Source organism: Fuerstiella sp. (assembly GCA_022447225.1).
Lineage (GTDB): Bacteria > Planctomycetota > Planctomycetia > Planctomycetales > Planctomycetaceae > S139-18.
The window spans coordinates 37,993-50,706 of sequence record JAKVAZ010000004.1 but is presented as its reverse complement, the minus strand read 5'-3'; the positions used below and the strand labels follow the sequence as shown (position 1 = coordinate 50,706).

Below are 12,714 nucleotides of genomic sequence, written 5' to 3'. Positions count from 1 at the left end.
AGCAATGAAAGTTCGACAGCAGACTACACTGATTCTTTCGGCGATTCCTGACATAGCAGCACAACAACATCTGCTTCAATTGCCTCGCCTCGCCCGATCGGTCCGACTTTCTCTCCGGACTTGGCTTTGACGTTCAATACGGACGTGCTCACCTCCAGTAATGCGGCAAGTCGCTTCCGAATGACAGGTTTCCAGTCGGACAGCTTTGGCTGTTCCGCAGAAATCGTACAGTCCAGATTCTGAATTTTCCATTTCCCGTCTACAACAGATTCACGTACATGTCGCAGGAGGTCGCCCGAATCAGTGGATTTCCAGTTTTCATCGGTGTCCGGAAACCATTCACCAATATCACCGTAACCGGTCGCTCCAAGTAATGCGTCGATTACGGCATGAATCAGCACGTCGGCATCACTGTGACCATCGAGGCCGAATGATGCCTCCACATCAACACCACCAATCATCAGGGGGCGGCCTTCCACAGTGCGGTGACGATCATGTCCTTCGCCAATACGATAAACCGGCGGATTCTGCATGTCTTGGGATCGCTTTCGATAATTCTGACTGTGACGCCTGGAGGTGTCAGAAAGCACTGAGGATTTATTTACTGCCGGAGGCGTCTGACGTTGACGGAGGCAGCGACTGATCCGTAGCCTCCGCCCAATTCACAGCATTTAGTCAGGTTTCCGCAGCCACACGTTCCGGATATATCCGGAATCCTGTCACACCGCCTGAAATCCGTCCATGCGTTTTCGAACTGAACTTTATGTTTTGCTGCTGTTCGGATGTATCGGCGGCTGCGCATTGTTTCGCGGTGACACCGCAGATCATCTTCGGCAGAAGCTAAAAGAACAGCGCTTAGAGCTCGATGCAAAGCCCTCGGAGGGCGTGCCGGTCAAGCGAATCGTGCGTTTGACTGCATCAGTCATCGATCAGCCAGTGTCAGAAAATCGGGTGCGGCAGGCTGTTTGGCGGCAAATGTGTGAGAGTGTTCTGCAAAAGTGGCAGGCCCGGCGAGTATTAAATGAGAGTGGTTTTCGGGTTGGAGTGTCACAGCCACCATACCCATGGGCACTTCAAAGTCTGCTGAGTACCTCACAGAATCAGATCCAGCAGGAGAACTCGCGACGCAGATCTGGCTCAGGTCACATGTACTTTTCCGCCTCCGGACAGTCCGGTTTGCCGATTGTTATTCCGGACGGCAGTGAATCCCTGGTTGAAATCCGTCGCGGAACCAGGGCCGAGATTCCGAATGATGTGGTGATTCCCGGGATGACGGGAGTCGATGCAGGTGATGAAATCCGCTGTGTTCTGAGAATCAAAACGATCGAAACCGGGGACGACTGGATGCTGCTGCAATTCGTACCGGAACTGCAGTTTGGTCGTGCAACAATGCGTCTGACGGTTAAGGATGCCGGCGACCACCTTCCCATTCGTCAAAAGATTGTGCCACTGTTTGATCAGCAGTTTGAAATCAAGCTGCGCAAAGACGACGTGGTTGTTGTGGGCCATTCGGTGCAGGATCAGTGGACCATTGGTCAGTTCTTTTTCCAGACAGATTCAGTGACCAGTGCTACGGAGCATCTGCTGACACTGCAGGTCTCACAGATCGAATCGATTACCGGACGGCCGTCTGTTCAGGTCAATTATCGGAAGTACTGACCAGCGTCGTAAACAGATGCGGGGAATGCCCGACAGTCAGGTCGTTTTGTCACCTTTCGTCGGGAAACAGTCGCTTCAGGCGATCAGTCAATTCGTGACGGGCTCGAAAGATCCGGCTGCGAACCGTTCCGACGGGAATTCCGAGCGTTTGGGCGATCTCATCGTAAGACATTCCGTCAATCTCCCGCAGTACAAGCGGCTGTCGGTATTCCTCGGCAATCGACCTTATGGCCTGCTGAACCAGTTCGACGCGTTCTTCTGATGCAGCCGTTTCCTCAGGTTGTGTGGCCGTATTTGAGTCCGACGGAAGACGGCCGGACTCATGAAGTCGATTGAGTGACGTTGTCCTGATACGTTGTCGGTTTCGATTTGTTTTCGCCGCGTTAAATGCAATGCGATACAACCATGAATAAAATGCCGCGTCACGCCGGAACTTCGCCAGATTTTTCCAGGCCGAAACGAACGCCTGTTGTGCTGCCTCAAGGGCGTCTTCCCGCGATCCGAACGCGTGCTCAAGACTGTGTACCAGCCGCGCCTGGTGTCGGTGAACAATCGCGTCAAATGCGTCAGTCCGGCCCGCGAGCGTTTGGTCAATGAGTTCGTAATCTGTAGGTTCATTCAACACGAATCAATTGCCACGGTACAAAAATACATTGTGAGAGCAGCGACGACAGACAAACTGCAGCGGAGAACAGATTATCCGGGTTGAGTGTTACGTTTGTTTACCTGGAATGAATCATTTGTTTTTGACAGCCAGACCAGCATGGTGATGCCGCCGGTGAACAAAGCGATACTGATCCATTGAGAAATTGTCAGACTTGTTCCCAGCTGTCCCTGTTCATCATTACGAATGAACTCAATCAAAAAACGATTGATTGGGTACATTGTGAATGTCAATCCCACCACAAAGCCTTCGAACTTTCGTCTTCTGAAGCACCACGTCAGGAATCCAGCCAGACAAAAAGCCAGCAGTGAACTGTAGATTTGTGTTGGATGCAGGGATGTAGTGGACACCGCACCCGATTGAATGACTCCTGTGTTCAGCTGTACCTGATAGGTCAGGCTGTCCGGTGGAAACCGTACGGCCCAGGGTAGACTGCATGCCCCACCGTAACAGCATCCGTACAGGAAACAGCCAATGCGTCCGAATCCGGATCCGATAAGCAGCGACGGAGCGACAACATCCCCGAGCAAAAGCGGGCGGATTTTTCGGCGACGGCAAAAAATCCAGCCGCCGAACGCGCCGCCGATGACAGCCCCGTAGAACACTAAACCTCCGTCCCACAGTGCCATCAATGACCACAGTGGATTCCGGTCGGGAAGTCCAAAGATACGGTCCGGATACTGACATACATAGAATAAACGAGCTCCGACCAGTCCCGGGATCAACAGCCACATCATCAGGTCCATGATCACCGCAGGATCCATGCCGATGTATTTCGCATGATGCACTGCCAGTAACGTTCCGGCTGAGAATCCAACGAACATCATAAAACCGTAACCGAATACCGGAATCCCGTGTTGAACGATTTCACTGTCGGTAAGGCCAGTCAGTATCAGGCCCGCCGGAATCAGTGACCAGAATCCAAGTGAGACGCATACCTCACTGATACTGCGGGTTTTTCGCCACAGTATCAGCGCGCAGACGAATGCCACTACCATCCAAAGGACATATAACCATCCGATACCAACGTGTAACTCGTTGCCGACCGGACGAACCTGCCAGAAATGTTCGTAGACAAGCCGCAAAAGCACTTTTCGCATATTTGAATCAGAAATGAGAGCGACGGGGGATCCGGGATTACATGAGCGGTGACTGGCAGAACTTGTCACTCCTGGTCATAAGGTAATCTGAAGCGTCGGTGATGCGTGACCAATGATCTACTTCTGAGTAATCATTCGGGTTGGGATAACACTCGGGTTCCTGGGGAAGAAGTGGTTTGACCTGGCCAACCGGGATTTAGTCTGACAACAGTAATACAGACTGTAGCGAATTCCGGTCACTCAGCGAATGTCAGCATTCTGTTATCGATCAGACGTGTGTTGCCGACCCGGACAGCCAGCAGTGCAACCGCGTTTCCAGATTCTTTCTCCATCGGGCGCAGAGACTCCGGATCCACCACGACGGCATAGTCCGGTTCGAGTCCTTCGGCATTGCTAAGGGTTTTGGTCATTCCCGTTTGAATCGCCTGAGGATTCATCCCACCGGCTGATGCCAGCCGATCTGCCTGTTCAAGTACGCGGTTCAATATTAAGGCCTGGTCTCTTTCCACGGGGCTCAAATATCGGTTTCGGCTGCTCATTGCGAGGCCGTCCGGTTCACGGATCGTTGGGCATGTGACAATGTCTATATTCCAGTTGAGGTCCCTGACCATCCGTCGGATAATCATCTGCTGCTGGTAATCTTTCTGGCCGAAATATGCCCGGTCCGGAAGGGTGATGTTGAATAATTTTGCCACGATCGTCGTGACACCGTTAAAATGGTTCGGACGGGACTCTCCCTCAAGAAGTTTTGCCATGTCGGCCACCTCCACTTTTGTGAGGCAGTCAGGCAAATACATGTCACCCGCAGCGGGAGCGAACACCAGGTCGGTGTCTGCAGCCCGGCATAAGTCCAGATCGGATTCCATCGTTCGAGGGTAATCCTCGAAATCTTCTCCGGCGGCAAACTGCTTCGGGTTCACAAAGATTGTGGTGACCACGCAATCGCATGCAGCCCTCGCTGCAGCAACCAGGCTTAGATGCCCTTGATGCAGTGCTCCCATCGTCGGCACCAGGCCGATCGTTTGTCCCGACCGACGTCGGTCACAAATACTCTGTTGTATGTCGGCTGGATGCTGAACAACGTCCATGGACAGGAAAATTACCAGTGCAGAATGTCAAAACACTAAACGGAACACCACAGAGACAGAACTCACGGGCAGCCTGGGTTGTCTTCCGGATGGCTGCGTCGATGGACCAGACGGAGTGAAACTAATAATTATATTTCGGGTTGTTTTCGTCAAAGTCACGATCAGAAATACGGACGTTTGATCGCAGATCTGTATAGGTATAGTCCTCAACGACGGGAGGTTCTGCATCGTTGCGAACAGGAAATCCGAATTGTTGCAGTCGTACGGCGAGTCCGCTTTCGTCGTCGATCCATAAAACGGTTTTGTGAAATGGAAACTGGCGACGCGGTCGCGGATGAGTCACAACAATTCGCCGGCAGGTCATCTCTGCGAGTTTCGCGTTGCGAAAATACTTTACACTTGTTTCACCGTATTTCGATTCCTTTGTCCACTGCTTTCGCAGTACAAGCAGGAATTTTTCGATACCTGCCCCTGTAATTGGGTGTCGATTTTCAGCCATGACAAGATTATCACCGGGGGCCAGTCTCAGCGTTCCGGCAAAGCTGGCGATACCTGTTTCGTGAACAAGGAGGTTGCCGTTGTTGCTCCCCTCAACGTAAATTACTTCTCGACCCTTGTTTTCTCCCATAAAATACAGATACACACTGAATGGTTTCCGGCGAAACTTCATTTTCATGTTTTGAGAGACCATGCGATCATTGACACGTTCCGTCTTAGTGAATGTGGCCTCGTAAGCCGGGATTGCCTGGATTTTTTTGAGACTTTTCTCAAGAACACGCAGGGCAGGTCTGAGCGGGTGCTGTTTGGTTTCCCCGGCGACCGAAATCTTCACATCAACGACTGCGAGCAGACCTGTGACCAGTAAACAGGTTATGGATTCCCGTAAGTTCCGCATTCCCTACTTCTCCTCAACACACAGACACACACATTCTGAATCAGAGTCTTCTGGGACCCGGTCCGCAGACCCACTGTTGGGTCACCCTGTGAATGATATTGTGACATTCTGCCGATGTTTGTAGATTTCGGCAATATCTGCCTCTCCTGCAGATCGCTCTCCCGCACATGAAACGGTGTATGGAATGGATTCCTCACGTGGCGGACCGCTGTCTACGCTGATTCTGATGATGCCGCTTATCGTGGTTCCGGCATTAGTTCTTCTTCGGCCACCCGAAAAGGACACCGGGTTTGGAAATACAGACCTGGGTGCCGCGGAGAATCATGAATTTTCCGGAGATCCCGATGATTTTGAATCCATGTTTGGCGATTCCACGGGCCTGAGCTCCCGACACGAACAGCCAGCGGAATTCGAAGTCGAACTTCTGGATGCTTCACGTTCTGATGTTGGTGAGGTGGAATCGACAATGGAGATTCCTGGTCTGACCAGGTCGACACACAACAATCCTGCAGACTCACCAGCAACATCAGAGGTGCGGAGTGCCACTCGTGGACTCCTGAATCTGTCTCATTTGGGGGTTACCAGAACAGTATGGTTCACGCCAGGAGAGCCGGGTTCAGTGGGATTTGCGGCGTTTGTTCCGACACGGAATCAGAGTGTTCAGTACCGCTTTGCATCTATTGGCAGCTCCGACCGACAGGTTGTAGCGGACGTTGTTCATCAAATTGAGGAATGGCATTCAACACACCCTGACATTCCTGATCGTCGAGAGAACTGATGTTGTCTGCGATTCGGTTGCAGCAACCGGGAACCACACTTCGTAGCCGTTGTGTCTCAGGCTCTGCAAACACCAGTGAACGTTTGCGGATAGCATTACTGTGTGAGCCGCGTTTCCGTCTGCGGCACACGATTGATACTTCACTGATGCGTCCGGACGGGTCTCTGCTGCGGTCGAACCGGATGGCGCGGCTTGAGGCTGCTCTGATCATCACACGCTCAGCATCAGCGAGTCGTCTGGCGCGAGTGGCACGTCTCGTCGATGCTGCAGAAGTTCATCAGCTGACGGCTCTACTCAATGCCAGTTATGATCGGTGTCTGTCGGCTTTCCGGATACAGCAAACTGCGGCGGGTTATCAGCTGTTGACCCGCCCTGCCCTGGCGGGATGGCTGGATCGACTGCACCAACGACAGAACCGTATGAAGTTGTCCCAGCCGGCGCAGGAGACTCTCACGATCATTGCCTACCAGCAACCGGTTACCCGTGCTGACGTAGAAGCTGTACGGGGCGTACAGTCCACGGATCTGATTCGTCAGCTCATTGATCGAGGTCTTATTCGAGTGGCGGGGGAAGACGATTCGCTGGGCCGGCCGTTTTTGTATGCTACGACTCGCGCCTTTCTGGACATGTTTGGACTTCGTCGACTTGAGGATCTTCCGGACTATGCTTCACTGTCTCGAAACCCCCGTCAACGTACTTTTCCTGACACTGGTAACGGGATCAGGACTAAGGTTGATACACGAGATGACGATATCGCCGATGATGCCGAGCCACTTAGTGAGAACGAGCCGCCTGATTCGGTAGATCACTTAAAAGCGGCCTGACACATGCGAGAATGTCGTCACTGATTTCCTGAACGGCTCGCAAATCTCCAGCTTCGCCAAGGCACTCCACAACACGCCAGTTCGGCTGCGATTCTGCAATGCTGAGGTAACACTCTCGCACGCGTTCCAAATATGACTGATCGTCTTCCTGAATGTCAGCCTCGTCTGAAGTGTAGTCCCGCTCATTTTTGCGACCTACCAGTTCTCGACTCCAGCTGGATGAAATTTCCAGCAGGACGTTGAGATTCGGACGAGGCAGACCGAACACACGGTGTTCGATGTCATCGATCCAGTCGACGAGTTTGGCGCGTTCTGGTCCCGGTAATTTGGCAGACTGATGAGCAAAGTTGCTCGCAGTAAATCGATCCAGCACCACGACATCGTTTGACTTCATTGATTCCTGCAACACACTCAGCGATTCAAATCGGTCACCGGCATACAGGACGGCCGCAAGTTGAGGATGGACGTCTTCAAGTGAGCCGAAGCGACCATTCAGAAAATCACCTATCGCTTCGCCGAACGAAGTGGCCGAATAACGCGGGAACTGAATCGAATCAGTTTGATAACCGAGATCACGCAGTCGTCGGGTGATCAGTCCGGCCTGAGTCCCTTTTCCGGCCCCGTCGATCCCTTCGATCGCAATCAATACCGTCATCGAACAGGCCCCTCGTCGTAATTCAGTCGGTTCCGGCGTTTTTCGACCCTGCGTAATGACTGACCGCCGGTTTCCCTGACAGTCGTAATGTTATCCAGGAGAATATCGATCCGTTAATGAACGGATATGAGACTACCGTCCTAAATCGCAGATATTCGACAACGGTAACTAAATTCGCACTGCGGAGACGCCATGTCGAGTCGCTGATATTGCTCTGCAACTGACGAACCGACCCAAGTCTGAATCACCACCAGGAAATTCTACCGGCATATACCATTGATCCGTACCCCGAACGTACCCCGGTGTTTGTTCTGACACTCGTTCTGCGAGTACCTGCAACTCCGCTCCACTATCGATACGGCTGTTGTAGAATCTCAACGCCAGATCACGTTCCAGGTTGCTCAGTTGCTGTACCCGATCCCGAATCACATTTCCGTGAACCTGATCCGGGAACTCGGCAGCCTGAGTACCGTCACGACGACTGAACGGAAATACGTGTACTTTCATGAACCGAGCCTGACGACATGTTTCCAGAGTCTCCTGGAATTCCTGATCTGTCTCACCGGGAAAACCAACAATAACGTCGGTTGTCATTGCCGGATCGTCTCCCAGCATCTGGCGAACCTGGTCAATCCGTTTCAGGAATCCTGACACTCGATATCGCCGCTTCATACGATTGAGGACCGCTTCGGAACCACTCTGTAGCGCCGGGTGAAACTGCGGGCACAGGTGTTCACAGTCACGAGCGGCTCTGATAAAGTCATCATTGACTTCGATCATCTCGATACTGGACAGCCGCATCCGCCAATTTCCTGGAATTCGGTCGAGTCGGCGGAGTAAATCCCAGAGACGTTCCGGCTTTGTTCCCGGTTTGAGATGATTCGTGTCGATGCCGTAGTGGCCGATGTGGACACCGCTAATGACGATTTCACGATATCCGTTGTCAATCAGTCGGCGCAACTCATCTTCAATATCCACAGGGCGACGACTGTGCAGTCCCGGACGCACGGTCGGAATAATGCAGTAAGAACACTTCAGGATACAGCCGTCCTGGACCTTCACAAAAGCGCGGTGCCGACCTTCAAACCCACTGATTCCCGTCGGCATATCCACAATGCCGAATCGACTCAGTACATCCGGCAACTCCCGTTTGTCAGTCACGACCTCAATCACATTTGGTAACTCACTGACTGTCTGAGGGTCACGAGTCGCATAGCAACCCATGACGATCGTCCTGGTGCCGGGATTCTTTCGAGCCAGCTGGCGAATTACCTGTCGGGATTTCGAGTCGCCGGTATTTGTTACAGTACATGTGTTAACGATACACAGATCGGCCGATTCGTCTTCAGTGGCCTCGCGATATCCACTGGCGCGCAGTGATTCGCGGACCAGTTGGGTTTCGTACTGGTTTACTTTGCAACCTAAAGTTACCAGTCGGGCTGTGCGTTCGGCAGTCACCACAAGAGAAGTCCTGAACAGTGTTCGAGCAGTTCCTCAGATCGTGACCACATCATTTGGATTCCGCAATCGCAGACACCGATTGACGGCCGGATTCCGATTGTTATTAGCGGGTTCATTCATTCGAAGGACGTTGAAGACAGACGGACGGCTGCAATATAAAACTGTCGTTACCCAGGAATTGATGTCATTGCGATTCGGACTGCTGTTGATTTGGTCGCGAAAATGACCTGATTCACGGCATCTGAGAATCGAAGGCAGCGTCAGTCAGATAGCAGACATATTCTGCCATTTGACGACGACCTGTCTGACTAAGACGGATTGTGTCCGGTTTGTCCCCACCACGGAAATAAACTGTCGGCGAGGAACCAATTTTACACGGTAACGTTTTGCGGCGGTACGCCGGATTCATGGCAGAACCACGGAAACGGCAGACACTCAGTAATGCAATAACACCTGCGGCGCGACGGAAGCACACCTGGGTTTATGGGTTTAGCCGTTGATAAGGAATTCGAACGGGACGTATGCAAAAAATGAGGGCCGAGAGATTGAATCAGATCTCTGATGTGCGAAGTTCCGCAATCAGTCTCAGGTTGATTCAACCGACGTCGCCGACTCGCCATTCTGTTCATCCAGACGAATAACTTTATAACCTCCAATCGACTTGTAATAGAGGGCCAGAATCAAAAAACCGATGACCATTGCCCCCGGAACCGTAGCCGTGAGCGTTAGTGCGCGACGTCCACCGGCGTTGAACGCCATCTTGATTGCCTGACTGTCAGCTTCAAAGTTGTTCTGAATGAGTTCTTTCCGTGCAGATTTGTCTTCGTCGGACATTCCTTCTCGACCGTCAATATTGACCAGAGCCTCATCCAGCTTGTCTTCCATTGCTGCCTGTTGAAGTCCGGGGTTCAGTATACGGAAATCGTATCCGAGAAACTTTTCCTGTGTTCCTTCAAAGTAGCGACTGTAGGTTTCAGGGGAGCTTTCCTCCAGGGCTAAATTCATTGATTCACTCTGCTGAGCACCGATCATTGCCCCACCTACAAATCCAACTGAGATCATTCCTGCAGCACCAAGCGCACTCATTGATACAGCACCGCATTGGGGATAACGTTCTCCGGCAACTGCAAGCATGGTTGGCCATAGAAAGGCTTTGCCGAAGCTGTAAAGAGTGGCTGCAGCGAAGATGACTGCCACGCTCTTAATTTCAGTACCCAACCATAGCAGTCCCAGCACCGCAATCACGGAACTGGCCAGCAGAAGGCCGATCGGATTGATCTTGTGGACAATCGGCCCTGCAAAGAACCGCAGCACGAACATTAACACCGACGTGTAGATCAAGACCGTGACAGAGTTCTCGACAAGGTTCTCCATCAGACGCGTCATCCATGAGTCAACGCCAAGTTCCATGTAGCCGATCAACGCATGCAGCACCAACAGCAGCAGAAAAGGAATGGAAGCGAAGCAGCTAAACAGAACGCCGAACGACGATTTTCCACTTTCGGAAACCGATTTCGGGAATTGCTGACTAATCACCATTAGTGTGATAAGCACGAGAACAAGTGAGTATGCCGAAAGTGCGTAATGCCAGGGAATCTCCTGTACCCAGGCTGTTTCGTTCTGAAAGGCGGCAGCAACCAGCCCACCTACAATCAATCCACCCGGCCAACCTGCATGCAGCACATTCAGATAGTGCGTTTGATTCTCCGGGTAAAGTTGTCCGACCAGCGGATTGATGACTGCTTCGTAGAGGCCCGCACAAATCGAGAATATCAACACGCTGATCCAAAGCAGTTGAATGGCCCCATTTGTGGCTTCCGACTGTCCTGCAGACTCCACCCAGCCATCGTACAATGATGGTGTCATGAACATCATGGCGGCACTGACCAGGTGCAAACCGACGGCCAGCAGCAGCAGTTTCTTATATCCAAATTTTTCTACCAGAATTCCACCGATCATGATGACAAACCCGAACCCGATGAAACCGGCGCCCATGATCGATCCAAATTCGCCGGGGCCGATTCCCATTTTGGCCCAGGCCGGACCTGCCGCACCTCGTGTCGCAAATCCGGCACCCGCTGCGACAAGTGTCAGGAAGCTGGCGATGAGCAGCGTTCCGCGTTTGATCTTGTGTTCCATTAATGTCTCCTGCCGTTTTGGCACTTGATCGATTTTATAACAACTGCGGGTCTGCAGACCTCAGCAGTGTGGTCCAGTGGTTCACGAAAATTTCTGCGATAACTTCAACGTTTTAACACGAAATGCGATTAGTCGAGCTATCTGCAGGACACTGCCAGATGTTCACGATATCAGGCAGTATTTTGGTTTTCTATTGACCTGCCCTGTTTCACTGGATGCAAATCGAATTCGTCTGGTATCGATCAGCTTAAGCGAAAAATACGAACGATCGTTGGGGTGACGGAGATCTTAATGCCCGGACAGTTGCCTGGTTGGCCGTCTGCTTGCCGGATCGTTTTAGCCAGATTGTTCCAGTGTGACTGTGTCATTCCCTGTTGAGGCCACATCTGCTGATCCCAGATCAGTCGCAATGCCGTTCGAACTACGGATTCCGGCCAAAGTGCTAGTTTGTTTCGTTTTAGCCGGCAAACGCCTGGCTGCAATTCGAGAATAACATCGTCAAGACAGCGATGGGCTACCTGACCAGACAGTTTTTCGACTTCAGTGGCGTGACTCGCCAGTCGAAGCAAACTGTCGGTAACCTGCGGGTTGTATTCCCTGGCCAGTGTCGGAATCAGATCATTCCGGATCCTGTTTCGGGTGTATATGGCGGATGAATTGGATTCATCGAAACGCCATTTCTGATCCAGGTCATGAAGAAATTCTTCAATGGAAGATCTTGAGATGTCCAGCATCGGACGAATCAGCTCAACCCTGTGATTCAGTTGGCGCCTTCTGCACATTCCTGTCAGGCCTCGCAAACCTGTACCACGAATGATGTTGTGCAGAATTGTTTCTGCCTGATCGTTACGCTGGTGGGCGCAGACAACGTGCCCGACTTCTGCAGACTGAGCAGAATCCTGAAGCATCTGATAGCGAATCCGTCGAGCAACTTCTTCAGTGCTTCCTCCGGACATTTGCTGCTCACCGACTGTATCGCCGCTGAGAAGCACGAACTGCAAACCCAGCTTTTCCGCTGCGGTCTCGACAAATGTGGCATCTGCCCTGCTCTGACCTCCTCGAAGATTGTGATTGACGTGTGCCACAACAAACCGGGATGTGTTGTCCGGCCACAGTTGTGCAGTCCCATGCAGAAGAGCCATACTGTCCGCCCCGCCGGAGACAGCCAGCAGCAGCCCGTTGTCCGGTACCGAGATGCCGCAGTCGGCATAGCCGGTTTTCAGTGATATCAGGAATTTAGCGTTTACATTCACGCTCATTGACAGTCCGGACGGGAGAACGACGGCAGGAACCACCGGATTCTGCCGGTGGTTGACCGAATTTCTCGCTGTGTTAGCATGGGAAACTTGGCTGTGGACATCGTCAGATTACGACAATGCACATGGCAGGATAACCATCAGGTCTTCGGATCCTGACGTGAACTTGACACACAGACTAGCTCGCAGGAGCGG

Annotated in this window: 12 protein-coding genes; 3 read left to right on the top strand and 9 right to left on the bottom strand. The window is 52.1% G+C overall.

Going from position 1 to position 12,714, the window contains the following annotated elements:
• Positions 1 to 23: 23 nt before the first annotated feature.
• Positions 24 to 533: a 2-C-methyl-D-erythritol 2,4-cyclodiphosphate synthase gene (ispF, locus tag MK110_03990; GenBank protein MCH2210437.1), complete on the bottom strand. Its 510-nt coding sequence runs from the start codon at positions 531 to 533 to the stop codon at positions 24 to 26.
• Between the two features lie 208 nt (positions 534 to 741).
• On the opposite strand from ispF, the gene MK110_03985 reads away from it, so the two are divergent.
• Positions 742 to 1,659 (top strand): hypothetical protein, encoded by a 918-nt coding sequence (locus MK110_03985; GenBank protein ID MCH2210436.1) that lies wholly within the window; start codon positions 742 to 744, stop codon positions 1,657 to 1,659.
• Positions 1,660 to 1,708: 49 nt separating this feature from the next.
• Here the strand turns inward: MK110_03985 and MK110_03980 are convergent, their stop codons facing one another.
• From MK110_03980 to MK110_03965, 4 genes are all read right to left on the bottom strand, one after another.
• A complete protein-coding gene (locus tag MK110_03980; protein MCH2210435.1) occupies positions 1,709 to 2,281 on the bottom strand; it encodes a sigma-70 family RNA polymerase sigma factor in 573 nt (190 codons plus the stop codon).
• Between the two features lie 74 nt (positions 2,282 to 2,355).
• Positions 2,356 to 3,423, bottom strand: a complete 1,068-nt coding sequence (gene lgt, locus MK110_03975) for a prolipoprotein diacylglyceryl transferase (GenBank protein ID MCH2210434.1) — start codon at positions 3,421 to 3,423, stop codon at positions 2,356 to 2,358.
• A 236-nt stretch (positions 3,424 to 3,659) separates the two neighbouring features.
• Positions 3,660 to 4,511: a pantoate--beta-alanine ligase gene (gene panC, locus MK110_03970; protein MCH2210433.1), complete on the bottom strand. Its 852-nt coding sequence runs from the start codon at positions 4,509 to 4,511 to the stop codon at positions 3,660 to 3,662.
• Positions 4,512 to 4,632: 121 nt separating this feature from the next.
• Entirely contained in the window at positions 4,633 to 5,406 is a 774-nt protein-coding gene (locus MK110_03965) for a DUF1571 domain-containing protein (GenBank protein ID MCH2210432.1), read from the bottom strand.
• A 184-nt stretch (positions 5,407 to 5,590) separates the two neighbouring features.
• Between MK110_03965 and MK110_03960 the strand changes: the two genes are divergently transcribed.
• Both MK110_03960 and scpB read left to right on the top strand, forming a co-directional pair.
• A complete protein-coding gene (locus MK110_03960) occupies positions 5,591 to 6,184 on the top strand; it encodes a hypothetical protein (GenBank protein MCH2210431.1) in 594 nt (197 codons plus the stop codon).
• Positions 6,184 to 7,008, top strand: a complete 825-nt coding sequence (scpB, locus tag MK110_03955; protein ID MCH2210430.1) for an SMC-Scp complex subunit ScpB — start codon at positions 6,184 to 6,186, stop codon at positions 7,006 to 7,008. The genes MK110_03960 and scpB overlap by 1 nt, the downstream gene beginning before the upstream one ends.
• Here scpB and MK110_03950 read toward each other — a convergent pair.
• From MK110_03950 to tilS, 4 genes are all read right to left on the bottom strand, one after another.
• Positions 6,959 to 7,663 (bottom strand): thymidylate kinase, encoded by a 705-nt coding sequence (locus MK110_03950; protein ID MCH2210429.1) that lies wholly within the window; start codon positions 7,661 to 7,663, stop codon positions 6,959 to 6,961. The genes scpB and MK110_03950 overlap by 50 nt on opposite strands.
• A gap of 168 nt (positions 7,664 to 7,831) precedes the next feature.
• Positions 7,832 to 9,121, bottom strand: a complete 1,290-nt coding sequence (gene mtaB, locus MK110_03945; protein ID MCH2210428.1) for a tRNA (N(6)-L-threonylcarbamoyladenosine(37)-C(2))-methylthiotransferase MtaB — start codon at positions 9,119 to 9,121, stop codon at positions 7,832 to 7,834.
• Between the two features lie 588 nt (positions 9,122 to 9,709).
• On the bottom strand, positions 9,710 to 11,263 hold the full coding sequence (locus MK110_03940; protein MCH2210427.1) for an MFS transporter: 1,554 nt from the start codon (positions 11,261 to 11,263) through the stop codon (positions 9,710 to 9,712).
• A gap of 242 nt (positions 11,264 to 11,505) precedes the next feature.
• Complete coding sequence (tilS, locus tag MK110_03935; GenBank protein MCH2210426.1) at positions 11,506 to 12,522, bottom strand: tRNA lysidine(34) synthetase TilS; 1,017 nt, start codon at positions 12,520 to 12,522, stop codon at positions 11,506 to 11,508.
• Positions 12,523 to 12,714: the final 192 nt, after the last annotated feature.